The organism is Campylobacter lari, assembly GCF_001017575.1.
Taxonomy (GTDB): domain Bacteria; phylum Campylobacterota; class Campylobacteria; order Campylobacterales; family Campylobacteraceae; genus Campylobacter_D; species Campylobacter_D lari_C.
In genome coordinates this window covers 284,524-309,966 of record NZ_CP011372.1, presented here as the reverse complement: position 1 = coordinate 309,966, position 25,443 = coordinate 284,524, and the positions used below count along the sequence as shown (strand labels likewise).

At 29.6% G+C, this 25,443-nt stretch carries 23 protein-coding genes; 4 read left to right on the top strand and 19 right to left on the bottom strand.

Annotated elements, in window-relative coordinates:
* Positions 1–2: 2 nt before the first annotated feature.
* Positions 3–731, bottom strand: a complete 729-nt coding sequence (locus CD56_RS01685; protein ID WP_047208013.1) for a gluconate 2-dehydrogenase subunit 3 family protein — start codon at positions 729–731, stop codon at positions 3–5.
* 234 nt (positions 732–965) lie between these two features.
* Between CD56_RS01685 and CD56_RS01680 the strand changes: the two genes are divergently transcribed.
* The gene (locus tag CD56_RS01680; protein WP_039617583.1) at positions 966–1,550 is read left to right on the top strand and encodes an NAD(P)H-dependent oxidoreductase; all 585 of its coding nucleotides are present in this window, start codon (positions 966–968) and stop codon (positions 1,548–1,550) included.
* Here the strand turns inward: CD56_RS01680 and CD56_RS01675 are convergent.
* The 6 genes from CD56_RS01675 to lgt all read right to left on the bottom strand — a co-directional run bounded on the left by CD56_RS01675 (position 1,540) and on the right by lgt (position 9,915).
* Entirely contained in the window at positions 1,540–3,357 is a 1,818-nt protein-coding gene (locus CD56_RS01675; RefSeq protein WP_047208012.1) for a dynamin family protein, read from the bottom strand. The two genes, CD56_RS01680 and CD56_RS01675, sit on opposite strands and share 11 nt — an antisense overlap.
* Positions 3,347–5,572 carry a dynamin family protein gene (locus CD56_RS01670; RefSeq protein ID WP_047208011.1) on the bottom strand — a complete coding sequence of 742 codons (2,226 nt, stop codon included), beginning with the start codon at positions 5,570–5,572 and terminating at the stop codon, positions 3,347–3,349. The genes CD56_RS01675 and CD56_RS01670 overlap by 11 nt, the downstream gene beginning before the upstream one ends.
* The gene (locus tag CD56_RS01665; RefSeq protein ID WP_012661078.1) at positions 5,550–6,275 is read right to left on the bottom strand and encodes a fumarate reductase iron-sulfur subunit; all 726 of its coding nucleotides are present in this window, start codon (positions 6,273–6,275) and stop codon (positions 5,550–5,552) included. Before CD56_RS01665 ends, CD56_RS01670 begins: the two co-directional genes overlap by 23 nt.
* Positions 6,268–8,259: a fumarate reductase flavoprotein subunit gene (locus tag CD56_RS01660; protein WP_039617579.1), complete on the bottom strand. Its 1,992-nt coding sequence runs from the start codon at positions 8,257–8,259 to the stop codon at positions 6,268–6,270. Before CD56_RS01660 ends, CD56_RS01665 begins: the two co-directional genes overlap by 8 nt.
* Positions 8,243–9,022: a fumarate reductase cytochrome b subunit gene (locus tag CD56_RS01655; protein ID WP_012661076.1), complete on the bottom strand. Its 780-nt coding sequence runs from the start codon at positions 9,020–9,022 to the stop codon at positions 8,243–8,245. The genes CD56_RS01660 and CD56_RS01655 overlap by 17 nt, the downstream gene beginning before the upstream one ends.
* A gap of 77 nt (positions 9,023–9,099) precedes the next feature.
* Positions 9,100–9,915, bottom strand: a complete 816-nt coding sequence (gene lgt / locus CD56_RS01650) for a prolipoprotein diacylglyceryl transferase (protein WP_047208010.1) — start codon at positions 9,913–9,915, stop codon at positions 9,100–9,102.
* Positions 9,916–9,987: 72 nt separating this feature from the next.
* Here lgt and CD56_RS01645 point away from each other — a divergent pair, with 72 nt between their 5' ends.
* Positions 9,988–10,785, top strand: a complete 798-nt coding sequence (locus tag CD56_RS01645; RefSeq protein ID WP_047208009.1) for a membrane lipoprotein lipid attachment site-containing protein — start codon at positions 9,988–9,990, stop codon at positions 10,783–10,785.
* Here CD56_RS01645 and CD56_RS01640 read toward each other — a convergent pair.
* Genes CD56_RS01640 through CD56_RS01615 form a run of 6 tightly spaced genes read right to left on the bottom strand, consistent with a single transcriptional unit; the run spans position 10,772 to position 14,961 of the window.
* On the bottom strand, positions 10,772–11,311 hold the full coding sequence (locus CD56_RS01640) for a hypothetical protein (RefSeq protein ID WP_047208008.1): 540 nt from the start codon (positions 11,309–11,311) through the stop codon (positions 10,772–10,774). The two genes, CD56_RS01645 and CD56_RS01640, sit on opposite strands and share 14 nt — an antisense overlap.
* The gene (locus tag CD56_RS01635; RefSeq protein WP_039627963.1) at positions 11,295–11,849 is read right to left on the bottom strand and encodes a hypothetical protein; all 555 of its coding nucleotides are present in this window, start codon (positions 11,847–11,849) and stop codon (positions 11,295–11,297) included. Before CD56_RS01635 ends, CD56_RS01640 begins: the two co-directional genes overlap by 17 nt.
* Positions 11,846–12,811 carry a hypothetical protein gene (locus tag CD56_RS01630; protein WP_047208007.1) on the bottom strand — a complete coding sequence of 322 codons (966 nt, stop codon included), beginning with the start codon at positions 12,809–12,811 and terminating at the stop codon, positions 11,846–11,848. The genes CD56_RS01635 and CD56_RS01630 overlap by 4 nt, the downstream gene beginning before the upstream one ends.
* 5 nt (positions 12,812–12,816) lie before the next feature.
* Positions 12,817–13,440, bottom strand: coding sequence for a lysophospholipid acyltransferase family protein (locus tag CD56_RS01625; protein ID WP_039617569.1), 624 nt, complete (start codon positions 13,438–13,440; stop codon positions 12,817–12,819).
* Entirely contained in the window at positions 13,424–14,722 is a 1,299-nt protein-coding gene (gene miaB / locus CD56_RS01620) for a tRNA (N6-isopentenyl adenosine(37)-C2)-methylthiotransferase MiaB (RefSeq protein ID WP_080956321.1), read from the bottom strand. Before miaB ends, CD56_RS01625 begins: the two co-directional genes overlap by 17 nt.
* A complete protein-coding gene (locus tag CD56_RS01615) occupies positions 14,719–14,961 on the bottom strand; it encodes an HP0268 family nuclease (RefSeq protein ID WP_039617566.1) in 243 nt (80 codons plus the stop codon). Before CD56_RS01615 ends, miaB begins: the two co-directional genes overlap by 4 nt.
* A gap of 123 nt (positions 14,962–15,084) precedes the next feature.
* On the opposite strand from CD56_RS01615, the gene nusA reads away from it, so the two are divergent.
* Entirely contained in the window at positions 15,085–16,176 is a 1,092-nt protein-coding gene (nusA, locus tag CD56_RS01610) for a transcription termination factor NusA (protein ID WP_047208006.1), read from the top strand.
* Here nusA and CD56_RS01605 read toward each other — a convergent pair.
* Genes CD56_RS01605 through CD56_RS01595 form a run of 3 tightly spaced genes read right to left on the bottom strand, consistent with a single transcriptional unit; the run spans position 16,173 to position 19,036 of the window.
* Complete coding sequence (locus CD56_RS01605) at positions 16,173–16,526, bottom strand: M14 family metallopeptidase (RefSeq protein WP_039625388.1); 354 nt, start codon at positions 16,524–16,526, stop codon at positions 16,173–16,175. The genes nusA and CD56_RS01605 overlap by 4 nt on opposite strands.
* Positions 16,523–17,896, bottom strand: coding sequence for a cytochrome P450 (locus CD56_RS01600; RefSeq protein ID WP_047208005.1), 1,374 nt, complete (start codon positions 17,894–17,896; stop codon positions 16,523–16,525). Before CD56_RS01600 ends, CD56_RS01605 begins: the two co-directional genes overlap by 4 nt.
* Positions 17,897–17,905: 9 nt before the next feature.
* Positions 17,906–19,036 (bottom strand): hypothetical protein, encoded by a 1,131-nt coding sequence (locus CD56_RS01595; protein ID WP_047208004.1) that lies wholly within the window; start codon positions 19,034–19,036, stop codon positions 17,906–17,908.
* Between the two features lie 163 nt (positions 19,037–19,199).
* On the opposite strand from CD56_RS01595, the gene CD56_RS08350 reads away from it, so the two are divergent.
* Entirely contained in the window at positions 19,200–20,708 is a 1,509-nt protein-coding gene (locus CD56_RS08350; protein WP_047208003.1) for an SGNH/GDSL hydrolase family protein, read from the top strand.
* Here the strand turns inward: CD56_RS08350 and kpsS are convergent.
* The 3 genes from kpsS to CD56_RS01575 are packed head-to-tail and all read right to left on the bottom strand — an operon-like array spanning position 20,705 to position 25,443.
* Positions 20,705–21,883, bottom strand: coding sequence for a capsule polysaccharide modification protein KpsS (kpsS, locus tag CD56_RS01585; RefSeq protein WP_047208002.1), 1,179 nt, complete (start codon positions 21,881–21,883; stop codon positions 20,705–20,707). The two genes, CD56_RS08350 and kpsS, sit on opposite strands and share 4 nt — an antisense overlap.
* A complete protein-coding gene (locus CD56_RS01580) occupies positions 21,880–23,910 on the bottom strand; it encodes a capsular polysaccharide biosynthesis protein (protein WP_047208001.1) in 2,031 nt (676 codons plus the stop codon). Before CD56_RS01580 ends, kpsS begins: the two co-directional genes overlap by 4 nt.
* A gap of 36 nt (positions 23,911–23,946) precedes the next feature.
* On the bottom strand, positions 23,947–25,443 hold the full coding sequence (locus CD56_RS01575) for a sugar phosphate nucleotidyltransferase (protein WP_047208751.1): 1,497 nt from the start codon (positions 25,441–25,443) through the stop codon (positions 23,947–23,949).

Sequence of the window (25,443 nt, the reverse complement as noted above, 5' to 3'; positions counted from 1 at the left end):
ATCTATCCTTCCATATCAGCTAAGCTCATAGGCTCTATGTCAAAAAACTCATCGCTTGTAATCTTGTCAATATAACTCATTTGAGCACCAGGATATTGCATCATTTTCCAACCATTTTTATTATCATTACCACCATAAATTGGATCAGACAAAACTCCAGCTATTGTCATATCTCTTAAAAGAGTAAAAAATTCAGAAGATTTAAATCCTATGAAGTCGATTTTATTTTTTTCTAAATCAACTAAAATTTTATCTTGATCAACTCCTTTTAAAGATGAAAAAGTTTTTTTATAGCGCTTTTGAGATATTATTTCCAAAGCTTTAACACCCTCTAAGAAAATCTCATTGCGTTTCATTGGGGTTTGATAACCTTGCTCGGCAATTCCTTCTATAAATGGCCCTTGTAAGTATTCTCTATCATTATAACCATAAGCTGAAGCTAATTGATTATCAATAAAATAAGGCACACCTAAGCCTATAGCACCATCACCTTGCTCATCTTTTGGATAAATTCTCTCACATGCTGCACTTAGATTATCAAAATCGGTCTGCACTTGAAAAAACATTTTTCCTCTTATTTTATTTGAACTTCCTTGTGCTTTCTTGTGTGCATGAGTTAATTCTGCAGCATGCAATATAGCTCCACCACTCATAGTACTAGCAGCAACCACACCGCCACCCAAAAGACTTAATTTAAAAAAATTTCTACGATCGATGACATTATCTTGCATATTTTCCTCCTTTTTGTTGACAATATCAACTTATATTCATTCTATTCCTTGCTTTTTTAATATAGTCTTAAATAAAAAAAATAATATAATTTTTGTATTATTTTTAAAAAATCAATCATAAAAAGTAACATATTTGTTTTACACTTTCTTATAGTATAGTATCTTACATAAATTTCAGTATTGAAATAAAATTATAGTTAAATTATAATTTCAAAAAACGCAAAAGGATAAAATATGCAAAAAATATTACTATTAAACGGTGCAAAAGACTTTGGACACTCTAAAGGAAGACTAAACACGAGCTTGCATGAGCTTGCACTTAAAACCTTAAAAGATCTTGGTTTGCAAATCCAGCAAACACACATAGATCAAGGCTATAACACAAACGATGAAGTAGAAAAAATTCTAAATGCTGATGTTTTGATTTGGCAAATGCCTGGTTGGTGGATGGGAGAACCTTGGATAGTGAAAAAATACATTGATGATGTTTTTACAGCTGGACATGGAGTATTTTATAAAAACGATGGTAGAAGTCATAACGAACCTACTAAAAATTATGGCACAGGCGGGCTTTTAAAAAATAAAAAATACATGCTTTCACTAACTTGGAATGCTCCAATGCAAGCCTTTGATGATAAGAATGAATTTTTTAATGGAGCTGGGGTTGATGGAGTGTATTTACACTTTCACAAAGCGCATGAGTTCTTAGGTATGAGTGCTTTACCTACTTTTATAGCTAATGATGTAATCAAAAATCCTCAAGTGCAAGAATATTTCACAAACTATAAAGCACACTTAGAAAAAATTTTTAAAGCTTAGAAATTTGGGATTTGATGCTAGAAATCATTGATTTTTTAGCCTCAAATTCACTTTTTAAATTCAAAATAATCTGCCTTTTAGCTTCAATAAAATCAACAAAGCTTTGCATATAATTTTTATAAATTTTTAAAACTACAGGCTTATTTAAAAGCAAATCTTCAAATTCATAGACATTAAGCTCGGTTAATACCCTTTGATGTACTTCACTTGCTTTTGGGTGATACAAGCTAAACTCAGTGCTATCAAGCTCATAAAATTCTTTACTCGCATTCATTTTAGCGCTAAAAAATCCCAAAGTAAGTTTAGTAGCACTTTCATAATTTGCCAAAGCTTTTAGATTAAGCTTTTCTAAAAATAAATCAAGTTCAAGTTGGCTTTTAAACAATAATTGCTTAAAATCTTTTAAAAAAAGCTCCTCACTAGCACTAGCAAAGCTTCTAAAGCTAGCAAATTCTTTTTCACTTTCTAAGGCATTTTCTTTTTGTAAATTTGAAAATTGAGCTTTAAAAAGCAAAATTTGCTCTTCTAAATGAGTAAAAAATAAAGAAAAATCATCTTTGATTTGACTAAATTCTAAAGTGATTTCGTTTTTTAATCTTTTAAATTCCTTATTCATTGCTTCAGAGTTATAAAACATAGCCAAAAACGCATCATCACTTGAAAGATACGGTGCTTTATAAGCAACTTTTTCATAAAGATTTTTCTTAAACAAACCCTTAGCTTCTTTATAATAACTACTATCTTTTTCTTTGATAAATTTTAAAATTTCTTGAGAAATTTTTTCTCCAACAAGTTTTAATTTATCTAAACAATTATGATTTAAAATTTTGATTTTTTGCTCCAGCTTACTTGCTTTGGAAGTTTGCAAAATAGCATTAAATTTAAGCTCTAATTGTTCTAGCGCATTTTGAAATAAATCATATTGATTTGACAAAAGTTCGCATAAACTACTAAGTTTTTCTTTAACAAAATCTTTTTTAATGCGCTCATAATCAAGTTCTTTTAAATACTCATAAAGTAAAGGTAAATTTGACTTTTGTAAATCAAATTTTGCTTCTTTACATGAAATTGCGATGATTTTTTCAAAATACTTATCAAAAACTAAATGAGCGTAATTTAAAACATTTTCTAGCTCATCTTGACTTAGCTTATCTTTTTGATTTAGCACGCAAATTCCGCCACGCTCTAAAAGCTTAGCATTTGCTTTTATGGCATCTTCTTCACTTTTTTTGCCTGCATTATCAATCAAACTAAGCCAAATAGCACTATGCATAAAAGAAAGTTCTTTAAAAGTAGTTAGCGTGTCAGTGGTGTTTGCATTTAAACCTGGGGTATCTATAAGCGTGATATCTTTTAAAAGCTCAATAGGTGCAAAAAGGTGCAAACTTTTAGTTTCTTTTAGCTCATTTCTTTGATCGCTAAATTTAGAAAGCTCATCTATATCTACAATCTCATCACTACCATCTTCATATTCAACTCTTAAAAAATACTCCTTAGCATAGCGTAAAAAAGTAGGTTTAAAAGTCACTGGCACCACGCCTGTTGGCAGGCATTCTTTTTGTAAAATCAAATTTAAAAGCGTGGATTTGCCACTAGAAAATTGCCCTATAATGGCCACATTAATGGCTCTTTTATAGCTAGCTATAATCATCTCAAGATCTTTTAAAAACACATCATTTAAATGCAAACTCGGCTCTAAAAATGCATTTTTTATTGCTAAAATCTTTCCTTCAAAACTATCATCAAAACTTTTACAATAAGTATTTTCATAGGCTTTTAAAAAATCATTAATCAAATCATTTTGCATTTAAAAGCTCCGTTTTTAAAGTCTTTAAACTTTGTAATTTTGTATTGTTTTTTTCTAAAAGCTCTTTGGAGTTTTGTTCGTTTTGTTCTATTTGTAAAATCAAGTCTTTTAAGTCTTTGATTTGCTCTTCTTGCTCTTTTTCGTATAAATTCAGACTAAGCTCTAAATTAGTAAAAAATTCTTGATTATTTTTTAAATCTAGGGCAATTTTTTCTATATTAAATGTTTGTAATTTTTCTAAAATTTGATTTTCTAAAGAGCTTTCTAGTTTATAAATATCTTGAGTAGACTCTAAATTTTTTAAAAGTCCTGCTTTTAATGTCATAAAAAGATCATTAGCGAAAATACTTTCTATTTTTGTTTCAACCTTACTTTTAAAATCATCACAATTTTGCTCTAAAATAGCTTTTAAAAAATCATATTTCACACTTAGTGTGGTTTTAAGCTCATTGATCTTATACTCACTTTGCTGTTTTAACTCTCTTAAAAGATCAAAAATTCCATCTTTTAAAGTCGTATCAATGATAGTGTTTAATCTTTGAGTATTATTTTTGATTTTATTATTTTGATTATATTTTAGCTCATCTATGAGTTTTTCTTTTAATTTCTTAGCTAGTAAATGTAAAAGCGTTAAAATTTCTTGAGTATTTTCATCTTTTGTGTTAAAAATAGCACTTAGCTCTGCTTTTACTTGCATTAATTTTTCTTTTTTTGCTTTAAAATCATTGATAATAGTTTGATTTTGTTTATCAAGCTCAAAACTTTCGTAATTTAGCATTTTATTAAAAAATTTAATTTTTTCTTCTATTTTTTCTAAATGTAATAATAATTCTTTTTTATAAGCACTTTGAGCAATTTTGTTTTTATCATATAAGCTTTTAGCTATAAGTTCTTCTAGTGTTAAAATATTACTTTGTTCTAAATTTCCACCTTTTTTTTGATAAAAATCATTGGCTAGTTTTGAAGAGATACACACAAAATCTACATTATCTAATAATTCTTGGTCAAGCTGCTTTTGTGCTAAATTTTCTTTGAGTTTATTTTTGGTATAGCTAATTACTTCTTGCAAGTCTTTTTGACTAAGTAAATCAGCTTTAGTAAGCACAATCAAAAGCTTACTTACTCTTGAAGTTAGCAAACATTCTACAATAAAATCACAATCTTTTTGACTAAGACTTTGAGAAGCATTCATAAGGTGGATTAAAAAGTCAGCTTTGCTTATATAAGCTTTTGTTAAAAGCTCTCTTTGGATGATCACATCATCAAGTCCTGGAGTATCAACTATACAAACATTATCTTTTAAAAAATCAAGCGATGCAAAAAGCTCTATTTTTTTAATAAGTGCTGAAATTTTGTTTTTTGCACTAGTGTAATTTTTTAATTCTTCAATTTTTATTTCTATATTTTTATTTTCTTTTTCAATATACTCATTTAGATTAAAATTTTGCTCTAATTGTTTTATAAGATCTTGCATATCTTGATTATCTTTAGAGCTTTTTAAAATATCTTGCCATTCTTCTTCACTCCAAAAATATATCTTAGCTTTTTGTTCTTTGCCGTATTTTAAAACACTTAAATTTGCAGTTTCAGGCACATTAGATACACCTAAAAAATCTTTTTTTAAAAGTGCATTTAGCATACTTGATTTACCTGCATTTACCACACCCGTTACTGCGATAGAAAAATCAATATTACTAAATTTAACCAAAGCTTCTTGTAAGAGTTTTTGAACTTTTTCATCTTCACAAAGCTCTTGTAAGTTTTGATTAATAAGATCTAGTGTTTGATGTGAGTTTTTAACTTCTTGCTTGTAATCTTTTTGAATAACTTTTTGTCTAGATACAAAAGCATATATTAAAGTATTATCGGTGATTTTTTGAAGTTTTTCTAAGGCTTTTAAAAGCTCGTTTTTGTCTAAAATTCCTAAATTTAAAGCGTTAATAAAACAAACCTGTGCATACTGAATGCCATAAAGATCTAAGCGTAAATTTAAACTTTTCATCAAATTTTTAAATTCATTCAAAGCACTAAATCTTTCATAATTATCAAGATTAGTACTTAAAAGAATTGCTGCTTTTTGAGTATCAATTAAACTTTCATCAAAAAGTGTATTTGTATCAAGATAAACACTACGATTTTGCCAAATTTGTTTTAGTAAGGTTTTAAGAGCCCCCTTTTCTTGGGGGCTAGGATTATTTGTTTCTTTGAGCGACAAGCTGTCTTCTCATATAAGCGATTTTGCTTTGTAAAGGTAGTTCTTTTGGACAATTATCTTCACATGCAAGTAAAGACATACATCCAAATACACCATCATCATCGCCCACTAATTCATAAAAATCTTCTATGGTTCTGTGATCATGTGGATCTTGTAAATATCTAGCTGTTCTTAAAAGTCCAGTAGCTGCGATAAAGTCAGGTCTCATTAGCTTAGTTGCACAAGAAGCAACACAAATTCCACACTCTATACAACGATCAAGCTCAAAAGTCTCATCAGCAACTTCTGGCTCAATACGTTCTTCAAGTTTAGAAATATCTGTTTCTTTTTCATTATGCACCCAGCTTTCAACGCGTTTACACATACCATCAAACCACTCACCTGTATTAACACTTAAGTCTTTGATATGTCTAAATGCAGGTAAAGGCATAAGCTCTATAACGCCATCTGGATAGTCTTTTGTCAATGTTTTACAAGCAAGTTTTGGCTTACCATTGATCATCATAGCACAGCTTCCGCAAATCCCTGCTCTACATACAAAGTCAAAACTCAAATCCGCATCCATTTTTTCTCTGATTTGAGTTAAGCACACAAAAATCGTCATAAATGGAGTTTCTTCAAGCTCATAAGTAACAAAATGAGGCTTAGAAATTTTACTTAATGGATTATATTTAAATGCTCTTATTGTTAATTTTCTACTCATAATCAACTCCTATTCTTTGATTTGGTGCTTTAAATTTAGCTTGTAATTCATAAGGCATTAGAGCATGTTGAATTTCATATCTACCTTTGCCTTCTGCTTCCATTTTTTCACGGATCGCATCAACTTCAGCTTGACGTTTTTCGCTTAATGGATTTTCAATGATATTTCCTTTAGCACCATAACCTCTAAATGCAGGTGGGATTTCCATTTTCATAATGTCAAGATCTTCATACTCAACTCTAGGCATACTTTCACCTTCTACCCAGTAAGTATTTGTTCTTTTCATCCAATTTAAATCATCTCTTTTTGGATAATCTTCTCTATAATGAGCCCCGCGGCTTTCTGTTCTTAAAAGTGCACCATAAGCAACACATAAAGCAATTTTTAGCATTCTTGGAACCCTGTAAGCTTCTTCAAGCTCTGGATTTGCACATTTTAATTCTTTATCGTGTACTTTTAGATCAAGTGATTTATGATATAACTCTTCGAGCTCTTTAACCGCTTCTTCAAGACCTTGGCCTGTTCTAAAGATAGCTACTTTTTCCCACATAATGTCTTTCATTCTGTTTTTGATTTCAAATACATCATGTTTTCCTTCTTTGCTAACAAGAGATTTTAAGTAATCATACTCTTTAGAAAGGAAAGATTTAACGATATTTGTATCAATATCATTACCATTTTCTTTACAATATTGTGCAAAATAATCTCCCACGATCATACCTGCAACAACAGTTTCTGAACATGAATTTCCACCCAAGCGGTTAAATCCGTGCATATCCCAGCAAGCTGCTTCACCGCACGCAAAAAGACCATTTAGCCATTGACTTTCGCCGGTTGGCTTAGTTCTAATACCACCCATTGAGTAATGTTGCATAGGTAAAACTGGCGCCCAGCCTTTTGGACCCTCATCAGCAGGATCAATACCATTAAATGTTTTACAAATATCTTGAACATCGCGAAGATTTTTTTCAACATGCGCACGACCAAGGATAGAAATATCAAGCCATAAATGATCTCCATAAGGGCTTTTTACACCTTTACCTTTTCTAATGTGCTCCATCATTCTACGACTTACAACGTCCCTACTTGCAAGTTCTTTTTTCTCAGGCTCATAATCAGGCATAAAGCGGTAACCATCAACATCTCTTAAGATACCACCATCACCTCTACAACCTTCAGTTAGTAAGATACCGCTTGGTACGATTGGAGTTGGGTGAAATTGTACTGCTTCCATATTTGAAAGTCTGCAAAGTCCAGTTTCAAGTGCAATAGCAGCTCCTGTACCTTCACAAATTACCGCATTTGTAGTTTGTTTATAAATTCTACCATAACCACCTGTTGCAATCATAGTTCCTCTAGCAACATAAGCGATTAATTCTCCATTAGTTAAATCTCTAGCAATAGCTCCTAGACATTTTTTACCATCATGGATAATTCTTACTGCTTCCATTCTATCAATGATTTTAACTTGATGTTTAATCGCTTCATTTGCCACACCATATAGCATACAATGTCCTGTTGCATCAGCGATATAACATGTTCTCCATTTTTTAGTACCACCAAAGTCTCTTGCATTTATAAGACCATGTGCTTCTTCTTTTTCTTCAATAGTAGTTTTTTGAGCATTAATAACTACAGTTCTAGGTCCTTTTGTAACCCTAGTCCAAGGCACACCCCAAGCAGCAAGCTCACGCACAGCTTTTGGAGCAGTTTGTGCAAACATTCTTGCAACTTCTTGATCACAGCCCCAGTCAGACCCTTTTACTGTATCAGCAAAATGCACATCTTCATTATCTCCCTCACCTTTAACGCTATTTCCTAAACTAGCTTGCATACCACCTTGCACAGCAGCTGAGTGAGATCTTTTAACCGGACAAATACTTAATAAAGTTACACTTTGACCACTTTTTGCAACTTCAATAGCAGCTCTTAAACCTGCAAGACCACCACCGATAACTAAAGCATCACTATATTGTATGTTCATATTTAGCTCCATCATAAGTTTTTACTATTTGCGCTACAGAGTTGTTTTGGTAATTATTAAAGCCTATTTTTGCAAAAGCAGCTAAGCTTAATACACCTAAAACTAAGAAGAAAATACTAATAAACCATTTTGCTTTTTTAAGTTTTTTACGACTTTCTTTTGCATCTTTACCTTCAAACCAACCCCATTTTACACATAATCTATAAAGACCAATACTACCATGCAACTCAACACAGATTAATAAGGCAATGTAAAATAACCACATAAAATGGCTCACTACTCTATCGCCTGACATATCAGCACTGATTTTATCTGCATTAGTAATGATAAAAATTAAGTGCGCAGAACCCAAGAAAAACATTACAAAACCAGTTGCAGCTTGAACCCACCATAAAGAAGAATCACCATGATTCATATATTTTAAGTGTGTTCTACAAAGTTGGTATTGTCTGAAATTAATAGGAAATTTTCTCATTGCAAGACCCGCATGCACAAAGAAAATAACCAAAACACAGGCAGCCAAGAAAGAAGTGATGTAGCTCATCATAGGGCTATTAATGATAAATTTTAGTTCTAAAAAGTGAACCACTGAATCAAAAAAATCATCACTAACCAAAATGGTAGAAACGAACAACATATGTGCCCACATAAACAAGCCTAAAATTAAGCCTGTCGCACTTTGAATATAGTCAAGTTTTGCTGGCATTTTGCTTTTTTTGCCATCAATACTCTTGCCTAAAAAACCTTCAATGAGTTGGCTCATATTTACTCCTTTTAAAAGTTGATAAGTTTTAATATCGGAGCAATTATAGAACTTTTATTCTTAAAATAAATAAAAATTTATAAATTTTTTTTAATATTTCTTAAATAAAAAGATAAAAATAGTCCTAATAAAAACATTAATAAGCTTAATATCTGACCCATGCTCATACCAATAGCAACAAAGCCTATACCAAAATCAGGCTCTCTAAAAAACTCGCATACAAAGCGCGCTAGAGCATACAAAATCGTATAATAAGCAATCAATTCTCCATTATATTTTTTATATTTTTTTATTAGTAATAAAATAGCAAAAACTACAAAACCTTCTAAAAATGCCTCATAAAGCTGCGATGGATGACGCAATATCCTATCTACATAAATACCCCAAGGCACTTCTGTAGCTCTACCAAATAACTCTTGATTTAAAAAATTTCCAATACGACCAAAAATATATCCACATGGCACACTAATAGCAACTAAATCTAAATATTTCCATAAATTTTGCTTATTTTTTTTACAAAAAGCATAAGTTGCTATTAAAAACCCCACAACAGCTCCGTGATAACTCATACCTCTAATCCCTACAAATTCTCCATTATAAAAGGGATTAAAAATTTGCCAAGGATGTGTAAGATACCATAAAGTATGCGCATCATAAATTAAAATATAACCCAATCTTGCACCTAAAATCACCCCTATTTCTACCCATATAAAATAGCTATCAAGCATAGCTTTAGAAATTCCCATATTATCTTTAATCGCATAGTATTTTGCAACCATTAAGGCAACAAGCAAAGCTAGCACATACATAATGCCATACCAATGCACTTTTAAACCAAAAATTTCAAAAGCTACCACATCAAAATTTGCATAAATATTTTGCCAAAATTCCATAAAAAGCCCTTATTATAAAACATATAATATAGCAAAAAATTGTTATAATTATAAAAATCACAAGGAGAGAAAATGAAAAAAATATTATTATTTTTTAGTATAGTTTTATTTTTAAGTGCTTGCACTGGTAATCAAAAAACTTATTATATTTCTATGCCAAATTTTAAAAGCACTTTTGAAGAACACAACCATACAAATGCTAATAGCCCTAAAGTCAAAATCAATGATGTAGAAATTATAAAAAGTACTTTTTATAGTTCATATTTTGAGCAATCTACTCTAAATCAAAGAATTAATAAAAGCTTAGAATTACTCAAAAAACAACTTTTAGAAGATAGCAAAGCATTGCTTCAAAGCAAAGGATATACTATAGATAATGAAAATCCTGATTATATTTTTAATATAGTTATCAATGCTAATTTATATGAAGATAAGGTTAGAAGAAATTCAAGTCTTGGGGGCGATAGCGTAGAGTCTTCTTTTATGATCATTTTAGAAGCTCAAAGTCATTTAAATAATTTACATCAAGAAGATACTTTCCAAAGCACAACAAGCTCAGCAAAATTAAACGATCCTATTATTTTAAATTATCCTATAAAAGGACAAGCAAGTATAGAAAGCTTTAGAGAGGTATATAGTGCTGTTCCAACCCAAGTTAATGAAAGTCTTGCAGCAAGTGCTTTAGAAATTGATAAAGTTTTTGTTACTTTTTATAAAGAAATCACATCTAGTTTAAAAACTAGTGTAAAAGAAATCAAAGAAGAGCCAAAAACACAAGAAAACTCAGAAGTTCAAGATGTAAAACAAGATGATAAAAAAGAAGAAAAAGTTACTCCCTATCAAAATAATGAAGTAATCATTTTTGAATAGCTTGTGCATAAAACACTTTGATCTTAAATTTAAGATTGATGTGTTTTTCTTCGGATTTAAACTCTACAGGGGTGCTAACTTCTATTAAATTTTTATATCTTTGCAAATCATTTAAAAAAGAATAAAAAGCTTGAGGATTTTTCATCTTCACATTAGCTCCAAATTGGTATTTTAAATACTCTTGCTCTTTTTTAATAGGAATAAGATTGATTTTTACATCATCAAAGTAATTTTTCATAAATTCTAATAATTCTTTTTGTGAAAATTCTGCATTAATTTGAGCTAAATTTTGCGCATTCACCTTTTGAAACTCATCAATAACTTTTTCTAAAGCTTGCAACTCATTTATTACTTTAGTGTTTTGAATTTGCTGGGTTGCTAATCTTGAGTGTTCGATTTTATAATCTTTCAAAAAAGGTACGATTAAAAATAAAACCAAAATCGCACAAAGTGCAACAAAAGAAAAAGAGTAAATCAATATCTTTAATACATCAGCTTCTTCTAAGCTTTTATCGTTTTTGCTCATACATTTCCTCTGGTATAGTGATATTTACACTTACAAAGCGATACCACCCATTTTCTAATTGATAATAACTTGTTTGAGAATTGGAAAAAATACTTCTTAATGGAGCCTCTAATAGCAATGCAAACATCTCTTTAGTAGGTGTAATGCCTCTTAAAATAAGTGATCTATCTTCCATTAAAACCTCATCTAAAGATATGTTTTTAGGCACTAGAGTAAAAAGATTTTGAATGCTTTTTAATAAAACTTTATTTTTACCATTTTCTTGCTCTTGCTCTAAATCTCCCAAAATTAACTCTGCTTTATCATTTTGTCTTACTAATTCTTGATATTTAAGCTTATTAGCATTAATTTGTGCGATAATTTGAGCTAATTCTTCTTTTTTATTATCAAGTTGTACAGACGCATAATAGCTTTTAAAAACAACAACAATAAATACTACAAAAATCAAAGCAACACTAATGCTAGTAAAATAAATCCAAATTCTAGTAAAAAGATTAAAAACAGGTTTTATCTTAGGTTTGATTAGACTATATCTCATAGTTTTAAGTCCTTCACCATAAGTTCATTCATCAAATTTAAAGTATCTACAAGTTCTACTTTAGGTTTTATAAAAAGTTCATTTTCCAAATAATCAAGCGAGGTCAGACTAAAACTTTCTTCATCAAAAATCACAATTTCTTCTAAAAAGCTATTATCATACAAAGGATTTTGATAAAATTCTTTTACACTTGAAATGATGTATTCTATCATTTTCATATCTGAGCTAAAATTTTCTAAAGACTCGATAGGAAGCTCTTCTTTTTCTTCATCTAATTCCTCAAGTTTATCAAGCTCTTGACTCATTTCTTCTAAACTTTTTAAATCATAATTTTGTTCATTTTCTTCTTCTTGATTTTCATCATCAATTTGTAAGTCAAATTCTTCTTTAATATCATCAAAAAAATCATCTTCATCATAATTTTGACTAGCTATATTAAAATAACTTCCAAACAATATAGCTTCATTTTTACAAATTAACATCGCAACAAAATCATGATATCTATACACATAAAGGCCTATTTTTTCTTCAAAACCCCTATTTGCCATACAATGATAAAGCAAAGAAAAAGGCGAATAAAGCAAATCCAAACCGCCAAAAGCCTCATAATCTTGCTCATATGAGCTTAAAGAATGATTAGATGCATACAATAAACCATTATTAAAAGAAATACACTTAACACTACTTGCATCGACACCAAAATTAGAAAGATCTTTAAAATTTGAGCTTGGCACAACGCCTTGTGCAATAGGAGTAAAAAAAGTGCATATATAATAAATTTGAAAATCTTTAGTTAAATTTTTTACATATTCTATGGCTTTTTCTTTATCTTCAAAGCTTTTTTCAAAAGTATCAACAGCTTGGGATTTTTTCCAAGTATGACATCTTATAATGTATTGTTTTTCATCATAGCAAATACATACTAAAAGTTGCAAAATATATTTTCTAAAAAAAGATAACATAGTGTTTATCCTTTGTCTATTTGACTTATCATATCAAATTTTTCTTTTATCAATACTTTAGCTTCTTCTAAATTTAAATTTTGTATTTTGATTTCTTCACTTAGTCTATAGGTAATCTTAGAAAAAGGTTTAGGTAAGATCATTTTATCCCAACTTTTAAATTCCCAAAAAGAACTTGCTTCGTAATTTAGCAAAAAAAGTGGAGCATTTTTTTTCAAAGCTATCATCACGGAACCATCTGAAACACTATGATAAGGCCCTCTTGGCCCATCTGGAGTGATAATCACATCATCGCCTTGATCTAAAATTTTAAAAGATTGTTTTAATAAAGCCAAAGCACCTTTGCTTGTACTACCTCTTAAAGTATCCAAACCAAAAAAGGCAATATTTCTAGCAATGATTTCTCCATCTTTATGGTGTGAAATCATCACATAAGCCTTTTTTCCTTTAATACCCATTTTACGATAAGCAAAAGGCATTAGAGCAAGACGCCCATGCCAAAAAAGTATCACACATGATCTTTTTGGAAGCTTTTGCCCTAAATAAACCTTTCTACAAGTTAAAAAAATCAGCCATTGTAATAAAAAAATTCCAAAAGCTAAAAGATTAATCTTAAAGGATTTCGCCATTTAACACCATACGCCTAGGATTGGTGATTTTTACTTTTTTCGTTTGTCCTAATAACTCTTCACTACCTTTAACTTGAATCAAAAAGTTATTATCACTTCTACCTGCTACAAAACCTTCACTTCTTAATTCTTCAAATAAAACTTCAAATTCTTTATCTTTTTGTTTTGCAACAATTTCATCTAAAATTTCTGTATGTCTTGCTTGTAAAATACTCAAGCGTTTTGAAGCTATATCATCAGGAATTTGATTTGGCATAGTTGCAGCTTTAGTTAGTGGTCTTTTAGAGTATTTAAAAGAAAACATTTGCTCAAATCGCACTTTTTCAAGCACATCTATAGTATCTTCAAAGTCTTTATCACTCTCACCTGGAAAAGCTACAATCACATCAGTAGAAATACTCACATCCTTACACATAGAACGCAATTTCAATGCTCTATCTAAATACCACTCTTTAGTGTAACCGCGTTTCATAGCCTTTAAAATTTCACTCGAACCACTTTGTAAAGGCATATGCATAGACTTACATACTTTAGGATTTTTAGAAAAAACCTCTAAAAATCTATCATCCATATGTAATGGATGTGGGCTTGTAAAACGGATACGCTCTAAACCTTCAATTTCACTTAGCTTTTCCAAAAGATCTGAAAAATTAATCTTTTCATGTGCATTAGAAAATCTTTTGCCGTAATTATTAACATTTTGTCCTAGTAAAAAAATCTCTTTAGCACCCTTAGAAACAGCTTTCAATGCTTCATTTTTAATAATCTCAAAAGGTATGGAAATCTCATCTCCTCTTGTATGAGGCACTATACAATAAGTACAATGCTTATCACAACCTATGGAGATATTAATATAAGTTTTATAAAGGCTGTTTCTAAAATCTGCAAAAGCATAATTACTCTCATCAAAATCTATATCATTGCCTAAAAATTTTGGCGTATTTACAGCCTTTGTAATTTTAGAAACATTTCTAGCACCCAAAACAAAATCCACATTTGGAGCACGCTTAAAAATCTCATCTCCCAAATGTGAGGCAGTGCAACCACAAACTCCTATTTTAGCACCATTTTTTTTGATTTTTTCAAAACTTCCAACTTCTGAAAAAAGCTTATGCACAGGCTTTTCACGTACTGAGCAAGTATTGATTAAAATCAAATCTGCTTCTTTTGCATCTTGAGTTAATTCGTAATTTTCTTTTTCTTTAAGTTCGGCTATCATATGCTCTGAATCACGCACATTCATAGCACAACCTAAAGTTTGTATAAAAAGTTTTTTACTCAAAGAATGTGTACCTCATACATAAAATCTGTATCATCTAAACCATATTTGATCGTTCTATGATAAACACATTTTCCTTTTTTTTCAAAATGCTCTACTAAAGCGATTAATTGCTTATGTGCATTGTCTTTATCAAAATAAAAAAATTTTTGACCTTCTTTATCCACAGCCTTTTCAATACTTTCTAAACTTATACTTTTTGGCTTTTCATCAACAGAGGTTCTTGCTATTTTTAAATCCATATCATCATCCTCAAGTTTTTTTAATCTGAAATTATAGCAAATTTTACTTTTAATTAAACTTATTAAAGATATAATTTTATTCTTCAAACTTTTAAAATCCAAAATTAAGGTTGTGTTGTCATTATGGAAAAAATCACAGATATAATTGAATCCATTGCTAATGAGAAAAATTTACAAATAGAAGATGTAAGAGAAAGAGTTAAAAAAGCACTTATTAATACTGCTAAGAAAATTTATGGTGATAAGTATGAATTTTTTGTTGATTCAGGTAAAAATTTACAACTTTATCAAAAAATCATCGTAGTAGCTGATAATGATGAAAGATTAGAAAATGAAAATGAGCATTTTATCGCTTTAAGTAAAGCAAGGGCAGAAGCTAAAGATGTAGAAATTGGTGATGAGCTAACTTATGAATGTTCTTTAGAAAATTTAGGTCGTACTGCTGTAAATATCTTACATAAAGAATTAGAATACAATATACAAAAACTCTTAGAAGAAAAAATCTATGAAAAATACCAAAAAATGGTAGGACATATGGTTTTTGGTAGCGTAGTAAGGGTAGATAGTGAAGAAAATACTTATGTAGAAATTGATGAGTTTCGTGCATATTTACCTAGAAAAAATCGTATCAAAGGTGAAAAATTTAAAGTAGGTGATGTGATTAAAGCTGTTATTAGACATGTATATATTGATAAATCAGGTATGAGAATGGAGCTTAGCAGAACTAGCCCTAAATTTTTAGAAGCTTTATTAAAAGCTGAAGTTCCTGAAATCAAAGATGATCTTATAAATATTTATGCAAGTGCAAGAATTCCAGGCGAGAGAGCAAAAATCATCTTGCAAGCTAATAGCCCAAGTGTTGATGCAGTAGGAGCAACTGTAGGCATAAAAGGAGTTAGAATCAATGCTGTAAGCAAAGAATTAAAAAATGAAAATATCGACTGCATTGAGTATTCTAATGAAATGGCAATTTTAATCACTAGAAGCTTAGCTCCAGCCATTATAAACTCGGTTAGTATTGAAGATAAAAAAGCTATTGTAACGCTAAATAGTGAGCAAAAAAGCAAAGCCATAGGAAAAAGTGGCATTAATATACGCTTAGCTAGCATGCTTCTTGGATATGAGATAGAGCTTAATGAAGTAAATAATGAAGATAAAACTAATAACCAAGAAGAAGCATTTAAAAATCTTAAAGCTTTATTTGGAGAAAATTAAAGTTGCTTACCGACAGTTTGTTCGGTAAGTTTTTTCTTTAAAACCAAATCCACAACCTCTTGTTCTCTTTTATTTGCCTTTTGACAATGATTTTTATCAAAAAAATCTGTGATTTTAATAACTATTTTAGCCCATCTTTTATCACGCTCTCTCCAAGCATGAGATGATAAAGACTCCCAAGCATAACCATTAAATAAAGTAGCATTGACAAAATGATCAAGTGCTCTCACACCTTGTCTAACCCTAGCAGGATTACCAAAAGTACCTACTATAACAATAAAAAGATAACTAATCACCGCCAAAGGAACGATAGCGCAAAGTAGTATAGTTCCTGCTAATTTTTCTTTCATTTTTGCCTTTTTATAAATCTTATATTCATACCATTTGCTGATCTTATAGTAAGCCTTCCTACTATATCAGGCACGAAATTTTCTTCTAATTCTAACTTATAAGTCCTTAAAATATTAGCTAAAATCAAAACAGCCTCTTGCATAGCAAAGCCCTGCCCTATACACACACGCTCTCCCATACCAAAAGGCATATAAGTGTCTTTTTTAATCTTACTTTTATCTTCATGGCGACTTGGATCAAACTCATGCGGATTTTCCCAAAAACTATCATGTCTGTGGATAAGCCATGGAGCTACCACTACGCCTGAACCTTTTTTGATAAGCTTATCTCTCATTTTGTTATCATTTCTTGCTTCTCTAGCAAAAAAGCCAACCGGTGGATAAAGTCTCAAGCTTTCTTTAAACACATTTGTAAGATATTTCATTGCTCTAATATGCTCTATTTTAAACTCCTCATCACCTGCAACTTGCATGATTTCTTCATAGGCTTTTTGTTGCTCATCTGGAGAAATACTTAAAATATATAGCGTCCAAGTTAGCGAGCTTGCAGTGGTTTCATGGCCTGCTAAGAAAAGCATGGCAACTTGGTCTAAAATTTCATTAAAAGAAAATCTCTCATTAGTATCTGCATCTACCACCATAAGCAATGATGATAAAATATCTTCATATTTTCCTTGATCATTTATAGCATTATCATATCTTGGCTTTATAATATCTGATAAAACCTTGCGTATAGTAGTGCCTGCTTTAAGTCTTTTTCTCTCGCCTAAAAGATTTGAAAGCCAAGTTGGGAAACGAAACATTCTTCGCATAGCTGTTTTAACTGTTTCTTCTTGCACAGTTACAAAAGCATCTAAAACAAGTTTACCTTTTTGCTCATCAAGTTTTGATGACATGATAGTTCTAAAAATCACATCTGCAGTTACAAAAGTCATAGCTTCATCTACTTCTATAATCGCTTTATCTTCATACTTTGCAAATCTTGCCATCATATCAGAAGTTGCTTCACTCATTAAATTAAAAACCTTAGAAATCCTTGTCATTTCAAAAGAAGGTCTTAAAAGTTCTCTTTGCTTTTCCCACACTCTATCATTAGTTGTAAAAATGCTTATACCTAAAAGTGGCTCTAAAAGCTCATGCAAAAGTTGGCTTTTTGGGTATTCTCTAACCTCATCTACCATGATGCGTCTAACTTCTTTTGGATCATTTACTACATATAGATCAAATCCAGGCATTTTTACTCTGCCCATCATCATCTTATAGCTTCGCTCATAAAGTCCATCAAGCCATGATCTTCTTTTTAGTAAAAAAGTAGTTAATGTAGAAGCTTTATTTTTATAAGGCTTTGGATGAAAAGGACATTGACCCATGTTTTTCTCCTATTTGATTTTCTCTTCTAATTTATTTTTACCCATGATAAATTCAAAAAAGTTATACACCCCTTGAATTTGAGTGGCAAATAAATATAAAAAATGTGCTTTGTATTTGTCTTTTTTGATTTTTTTATAATCTTTGCTTTTATATAAGGTATGAAATTTAGCCGAAAGGTATTTTGGACTAAATTGTGCCTTTACCCCGCTTGTGCGTATGAAATCAACCTGTGCAAAACAAGCTCCATCAATAATAGAAGTAAAATCATACCATATTAAATTTTTACTTCCTAAATACTCTAAATCTTTTCTAAACCCAAAAGATCTTTTTTGATAGCTTACTAAAGGTATACACTCACCTAAAGTTAAAACCTTTAAATTTTCAAAAGAAATATTTTCTTTTTCGCATTTTCTAAGCACTTTTGCTAAAACATTTATACAAAGCACCGTTCCCACGCTATGTGCACTTAAAATAAGTTCGTAATTTTTATCATTTACATTTTCTTTTAGTTTTTCGAAGATAACTCTAGCAAAATCATCCATTCTTAATTCAAGTTCGCCTTGGGAATTTTTCTCCCAGTTTGCACAAAAAGAACAAATTCTAGCTATCCAAAAAACAGCTAATTTCTTGCCTAATTTATAAAGCATTTTTGGTAAAAATACTAATGATAAAATAAAGGCTAAAATTCCCAAAACAATATGAAAATTTTGCAAATAAAACAAGCTTCCAAAAGCACAAAATAAAGTAAAAATCAAACTCAAAAGTACATAAAAAAATGGATAATAACCTGTGATAAGTTGGTGTGGGGATTCTTTACCAAATTTTAAAAAAAGCCCTGTGATGGTATAAATTCTAAAAAAACTATAACAATCACTCAAAGCATCTTTTATACCTTCTGACCAGTTTTTTTTGACTATATCATTCCAGCTTAAAAAGGTATAAGTAGTGCTTGTATATGGGGTTTGAATTTGCCAAGAAGGATAAGCATTAACTTGAGCTTTTGATAAAGTATAATCATAATTTAAAAGTGTATTTTGCTCAGCTAAATTTTTTTTAAACATAGCATAATAATGCCTATATCCTCTAGGATCATAACCAGCTATATAAAAAACATCTCTTTTTTGATACAATTTATCCATTAAAATCCCAAATAAACTCAAAATGAATTTAAAAATATAGCTAAAGTTGTTATCTTTGTCAAATGCTTATTTAAAGGCAAAATAAGGGGTTTTTGCTCTGAAATTATTCATTAAAAAATATTTTATAAAATAAATAAAAATTTATAAAATCAAGAAAGAACTTATGGATGTAATCTTGCTAGGTGGTAGCAATAGCGTAGTTAAAAATGGTCTTAGGATAGGTCTTGAAAATAAAGACATTACACTACATAATTATGCTTTGGGACTTAGCACTTCTTTACAAAATCTTTATGAATTAATACGCCATAAAAAAACTATAATCAACAGTGATTTTCTCATCAGCGAATCAAATATCAATGATTATTTAAGCCCTATGAGTTTAAATATTATACTTAGAAATATTGACTATTTTTACGAAGAACTTTACAAAGCAAACAAAATTACCATAGTGCTTATACTCCCCATACCAGCTTGCAATGATAAATCAAAAGCTATCAATGAAGCTCATAGGAAAAATTGTGCTTATTATGGTTTTAATCTAATTGATGTAGATCTTTACTACCAAAAAAATAATCTTTATGATTTTGATCAAAACTATAATTTTCATCCTATACCACTAGCTATGCAAGAGCTTGGTAAAAACATCATTAAAAATTTACATAGCTTTATAAAATCCAAAGAAAAGATCATTTACTCAAAAAGAAAATTTCATATCTTTACGCCCTCAAATTCAACTAAAATAGAGCATAAAAATTCATTTTTTTGTGAAAAAATTACAAAGATTAAGGTCGGAGAAAAAATCATTTTTCCAAAAGAGTTAAAAAACTATCAAATCTTAGGCATACATACTTGGAATTACACTAACTCATCAACCCATGCTATATCATCTATAAGTATTGAAAACTCATCTTTTAAATTAATAAAAAATTTTGGACTTATCAATACTTTTCAAGATATACAAAATGAAAAAGCAATTTGTGATGAGCAAACCTTTTTGTATGTTAATACACAAATTATCAAGCAAAGTGAGGGAAGTTCGGGCTTAAGCATAGCAAATGAAAAAACACCAAGACTTGATTATGTAGACTTAATAGGAATTTTACTTTTAGAAAATGATAATGATAAAAAAATTGAATGTAAAAATTATCTTACAAATACCCATGATTCTTTGATACCACCTATAGCATTTTATAAAGAATTAGCACTAGAATACCATGAACTAAAAAAACTTGATATGCAAACATTTTTACAAAGTCAAAATCATAATCTTTTGCATTTTTTAAATCACAAAGGCTTAAAAAATGAATATGAAATATTCATCCATCAAAACAACCAACTTTATGGAGCTAGTTTAAGGATAAAAGAAAGACTAAGCTATAAGCTTGGGGAAACTATCATGAAAAATAGCAAAAGCTTTTTAGGATACTTCAAAATACCTTTTGAATTAAGAAAAGTCAAAAAAGATCATTTTAAAAATCAAAAAGATCAAAAAAACTTACCACCGCTAAAAGCTTATGCAGACTATAAACACGCTCAAATAGCCAAAACACACTTGCCTTATCTTTTAGGTAATGCACTTTTACAAGCTTCAAGAACCCCTTTTAAAATAGGGTATTTAAGCTTACCTTTTAAACTAAAAAAAATTGCAAAAAACTATAAAAAGAAAATTTAATCTAAACTAGTATTTTTGAAAAAATTCCCATTGACTTGGGTTTTATATATCACATAATTTCTAAATTTAGCATGTAAAACCACATCAGGTTTATATGCTCTGCATTCTTTCCAAAAAGTATGCAAGCTTTTTTTGTAAGTCAAACCTTCTATATCATAAAAGGCTTTTCCCATAACTTTTAAAGGACTATTGTGATATAAAGCAGAAAGCCCTACTGTGCTATTTATCACTATAGTGCCTCTTGTATTGATTAAGAGTGTAGGTAAGTGTAAGTCATGTATATATAAAATTCTACCCTCGACATTGTATTTTAAACTCAAATCTTCTATAAGCTTAGTATAATCTCTATAGCCACGGTCCATAGGATGATGTTTAAAAACTAGATAAGACTTTGCTTTAGCATGATTAACAAAAGAGATGATCACTTCTTCTATAAATTTTTCTGTAGTTTTTTTATAATGATGGGAGAGTTGAGTATCATTATGCACTTGTAAAATAGCTAAAAAATACTTTTGTTTTAGGGAAAGAATTTTTTCATTTAAACTTTTTTCTGTGATTTTGTATTTGTTTTTTCTATATACTGAACAAAGCCAAGGTAAAAAGTCAAATAATTTTAAACTTCTATGGTGTAAAGAATTATTAAAATACCAAGAAAACAAAAAAGCAAAAAGCCAGTATAAAAACGAAGCAAAGGCCATATTTCTAAAAGTACTTGAGAAAGTTTTAAATTTAAAATCTTTATTAAATTTTTTCTGACTTAGATAAAATTCTTTTTCTCTTGGCAAAGTGGAGTTTGCATTTACTCCATCTTTTTCAAAAGTAATAAAATTTGGTCTTACATAACCTTCTTCAAAAATCCATACTTCAATACCCATTTGTTTAGCAACACTAATGGCTATTTCATGCACTTTTCTACAATCATTATACATAATGATAACTTGAATTTGTTTTTCTTCAAAAAGCTTTTTATAAAAGTCTTCAAGCTCAGCTAAGCTTTTAGTATAGTTAATGCTTTTAAAAGGATAAAAGAAAAAATCTCCGCCATTAAAATTTACTTTATAAACCTTAGCTTGTGGAATTTTTGTAGCGATTTTACGAAAAAATCCACCCACAGGTCCTTGGAGCAATAAAACATTTTTACCAGAAAATTTTTTTAACTTCTTACTTAAATTCATCTAATCAAAACAAATTCTATCAATCTTCTTATTTTTCTTAATATATAAATTCTTATATCCATAAACCAACGCAAATAAAATTTAGAAAAATAATCTTTTTGCATTTTTAACATTATATCTAAAGCAAGCTCAACTTCACATAAATTTTTATTTTTTGGATGGATGTATCTTGGATAAAGGATCAAAACCCCCGCAACAAGTTCTTCTAAACTAAGCACTCTTGTACGTCTTGGAATTTCATGTAAATCCATAGTTAACCCCCAGCCTGCATAAAAAGGCTTGCCATATACTACTACTTTTTTACCACGCAAAAGAGCGTCAAAACCGCTTGTGGAAGTTATAGTATGTACTTCATCACTTGCATTTATAGCACTATCTATACTAACATTTTCTATAATCTCATCACAATATTTTAAAATAATGCTTTTATCTTTTAAACCCTTACGGTTACCACTTAAAACATCAGGATGAGGTTTAAAAACTATAAAAGCGTTTTCATTGGCCTTTCTTACACTTTGTAAAAGTTTTAAAGTATCATAACCTGCACCACCTAAGATCATAGAAGCATCATCTTCTACTTGAGCAGGGATTAAGATGATTTTTTTATTAGTATTAAAATTTAGCTTTTCATGCTTTAAGCCATTATACTTTGAAAATTTATTTTGTGTGATGGTAGAGATGAGCTTTTTAGCTCTTTGTTTTAAACTTTCATCAAAAATATGATTTTGCAAAATATCTTCTAAATCACTTGGCTTGCTTGGATCAACATACAAGCCTTTGTTATCTATTATCAAAGAAAAAGGACGTGTAAGATCTGAACCCAAAAAAACTGAGCGTAAAAAGCCATCTTCTACTAAGAAAATTGCATTTTTAAAATCTTTAGCCAATAAAGCTTTATCATATTTTTTACCCCAAATGAAAATTTTATCTTCAGGATTTAAATTCACTTTATAAAGCTCATCTAATGAGTTTAAAAAAATGATTTTATTATTCTTGGCTTTAAAAAATGGCTTCATAAACCAACGCTTCCACAAAGTAAAACCCAAAAAATACAAAGTATTAGAATTAGCTTGTTCTATCTTTTTATACTTTGCTAAAGTATGAATAGTGTCAAAAATATCACTTTTTTGATTTAAATAAGGATTAAAATACTCACTATATAAAATATAGGCAGCATAAAAAACCTCTTCTAAACTTCTTTTTTTAAGTCTTCTTTTGCACGCTTGCTTATCTTGAGTTAAACCCCAGCCTGCATAAAATGGCATACCATAGCACACGCATTCACATCCTAACATCAAAGCTTCAAAGCCCATACCAGAAGTCTTAGTATAAACTTTTTTAAAATGACTTAGTAATTCTATGGGATTATAATTTTCTTTTATAACTACACATTTACTTGGTAAATCTTGCATATCAAAATCACTTTGTTTTTTATCACTTAATACATCAGGATGAATTTTAATGTATATTTTAGCATTTGGATTTTCTTTGATAGCATCATTTATAATATATTGAGTTGAAAAATTCTCAGCCAAGCCAAATTTAAGTGAAGCATCATTTGCTACTTGAGTGATGATTAATACGCGTTCTTCATTAGCACCAAAAAGCTCTTTTGGCACGCAAAGATTATTATTATACTTACTAAGTTTTTCTTTTTTTATGAGTTCTATGGCCTTTTTTGCTTGCTCTAGCTCTTTAGAGCTAAACTCACAAGTGTTTAAAATATTTTCAAGTTTAGATGGTGCAGTTGCATCATAGTAAATTCCCACATCATCTTTGATGATAGAAAAACTTGGACTATTTTCTACACCTAAATTTAATGAGCGCAAAAAGCCATCTTCTAAAAGTAAAAATTTTACATTGTGCTTTTTAGCTAGTTCTATGGCTTTTAAGCCTGATTTTTTTCTACCCCAACCTACAAAAAAAACATCTTCCTTTGTGATGTTTTTATAAGCATGATATAGAGCTATTTTATAAAAATTTTTAACATTTTCTTTTAGTTTTTTAGATACGGTATAAAATTTCATAATCTCTCTTTAAATCAAAGAGAGATTATATCAAAATTAATCCCTTATTTCACTTTTATAAATATTATACCAATATTTATTTTCCAAATACTCATCTGGAGTTCCAAAAGAGAAATAATTATCAACGATTATATAACCTATCTTATGCGTTTTAATTAACAATTCAAATACATTATCTATATAGAATTCGCCATTAGTTTTTATATCTTCTTGAAATATTTTATTTATATACTCTAATAACAAAGAATTTTCCTTAAAATAAAAACTTCCTATCATTACCAAATTTGCATCATTAGATCTATTTTTAACAAAAATATTATCTATTTTATTATTTTTCCCTTCTACCCAAGTAAAATAATGCGGATTATTAACATTATATTTAGAAGCATGTGTAACAAATACAATAACTTCGTATTCTTTTTGCAATCTCATAAATTCCCTATTAATATGCTTGGCAATCAGATCACACGGAAGAATTAAAACATCACCTGACAAATCTCCACAAGATTCTTTGTAAGAATATGCCGCACCAATCTTATTCGGTTTTACGAACCTTATTTCTTGTTTTATATTTTCCCAATATTTTTCATGATCTTGAGCGCCAACGCAAATAATATTTGTATCAACATTTTTTAGGGTATCAATTATATTCTCTATAATACTTGTTTTACCAAGAGGTAAAAATGGTTTTGGTTGGTTAAAATTAAGATTTAAAAATCTTTCTCCTCTACCAGCAGATAATATAATAGTATTTTGTATTTTTATTTTTTCATTATTAACATCTTGTGAATTAAGTTTTTCTTTTACATATTCAAAGTCTTTTGGAGTGCCAAATTGATAAAATTTCTCTATAAAAGGATAGCACAAAACATTTTCTAGATAATTATTAGTTACCGACACATAATATTCTCCAGAAACCATATCTTTGGCTTCTATTTGTTTTTTTATTGCTTCAATAGCCAACTTTAAAGCTCTAAAATAATAAATACCAGAAGAATAGTATTCTTCAAATTTATTCTTAGAATTATATTTTTCTATAACTTCATATACTTTATAAGTATTATCATACACCTTACATGCTGCATATACATTCTCTAAAGGCAATAAATGAGGATGATAGCCAGTGTAGCAAGGAATTATAGCCTGAGCATCTTGGTTTTCATGTACAAATTGCAGAAAATCTTTATAGTTCCATTCTTGTCCAAAGTCACAATAGCTAATGATAACTTCCTCATCAAATATATCTTGCAACTGTGATGCCACACCATATAAGCTTCCAGCAGGTCCTAGTTTTTCTCCTTTGTAGACAATAATTTTTGCATTAATTTTTCTAGATAAAACAAAATCTTCAAATTTATTTTTCTCACACTCTTGGACAATAAAATAAAAAACATCTTTTTGAACATCAAAGCATTCAACTACATAGTCCAAGATAACTTTATCTTTCATAACTTTAATAAAAGGTTTTAATTCTTTATATCCAGCTTCTTTAAATCTCTTGCCTATTCCAGTTGCAGGTATAATAATATTCAT

Excerpts from the sequence above, each read along its gene's own strand:
- CD56_RS01655 (WP_012661076.1), bottom strand. The coding sequence starts at position 9,022 with ATGAGCCAACTCATTGAAGGTTTTTTAGGCAAGAGTATTGATGGCAAA.
- lgt (WP_047208010.1), bottom strand. The coding sequence starts at position 9,915 with ATGGAATTTTGGCAAAATATTTATGCAAATTTTGATGTGGTAGCTTTT.
- CD56_RS01600 (WP_047208005.1), bottom strand. The coding sequence starts at position 17,896 with ATGGGTCAATGTCCTTTTCATCCAAAGCCTTATAAAAATAAAGCTTCT.
- CD56_RS01680 (WP_039617583.1), top strand. The coding sequence starts at position 966 with ATGCAAAAAATATTACTATTAAACGGTGCAAAAGACTTTGGACACTCT.
- CD56_RS01615 (WP_039617566.1), bottom strand. The coding sequence starts at position 14,961 with ATGGATTTAAAAATAGCAAGAACCTCTGTTGATGAAAAGCCAAAAAGT.
- CD56_RS08350 (WP_047208003.1), top strand. The coding sequence starts at position 19,200 with ATGGATGTAATCTTGCTAGGTGGTAGCAATAGCGTAGTTAAAAATGGT.
- CD56_RS01595 (WP_047208004.1), bottom strand. The coding sequence starts at position 19,036 with ATGGATAAATTGTATCAAAAAAGAGATGTTTTTTATATAGCTGGTTAT.
- CD56_RS01660 (WP_039617579.1), bottom strand. The coding sequence starts at position 8,259 with ATGAACATACAATATAGTGATGCTTTAGTTATCGGTGGTGGTCTTGCA.
- CD56_RS01640 (WP_047208008.1), bottom strand. The coding sequence starts at position 11,311 with ATGAGCAAAAACGATAAAAGCTTAGAAGAAGCTGATGTATTAAAGATA.
- CD56_RS01630 (WP_047208007.1), bottom strand. The coding sequence starts at position 12,811 with ATGTTATCTTTTTTTAGAAAATATATTTTGCAACTTTTAGTATGTATT.
- CD56_RS01665 (WP_012661078.1), bottom strand. The coding sequence starts at position 6,275 with ATGAGTAGAAAATTAACAATAAGAGCATTTAAATATAATCCATTAAGT.
- CD56_RS01625 (WP_039617569.1), bottom strand. The coding sequence starts at position 13,440 with ATGGCGAAATCCTTTAAGATTAATCTTTTAGCTTTTGGAATTTTTTTA.
- CD56_RS01605 (WP_039625388.1), bottom strand. The coding sequence starts at position 16,526 with ATGAAAGAAAAATTAGCAGGAACTATACTACTTTGCGCTATCGTTCCT.
- CD56_RS01645 (WP_047208009.1), top strand. The coding sequence starts at position 9,988 with ATGAAAAAAATATTATTATTTTTTAGTATAGTTTTATTTTTAAGTGCT.
- nusA (WP_047208006.1), top strand. The coding sequence starts at position 15,085 with ATGGAAAAAATCACAGATATAATTGAATCCATTGCTAATGAGAAAAAT.
- CD56_RS01685 (WP_047208013.1), bottom strand. The coding sequence starts at position 731 with ATGCAAGATAATGTCATCGATCGTAGAAATTTTTTTAAATTAAGTCTT.
- kpsS (WP_047208002.1), bottom strand. The coding sequence starts at position 21,883 with ATGAATTTAAGTAAGAAGTTAAAAAAATTTTCTGGTAAAAATGTTTTA.
- CD56_RS01580 (WP_047208001.1), bottom strand. The coding sequence starts at position 23,910 with ATGAAATTTTATACCGTATCTAAAAAACTAAAAGAAAATGTTAAAAAT.
- CD56_RS01575 (WP_047208751.1), bottom strand. The coding sequence starts at position 25,443 with ATGAATATTATTATACCTGCAACTGGAATAGGCAAGAGATTTAAAGAA.
- CD56_RS01675 (WP_047208012.1), bottom strand. The coding sequence starts at position 3,357 with ATGCAAAATGATTTGATTAATGATTTTTTAAAAGCCTATGAAAATACT.
- CD56_RS01635 (WP_039627963.1), bottom strand. The coding sequence starts at position 11,849 with ATGAGATATAGTCTAATCAAACCTAAGATAAAACCTGTTTTTAATCTT.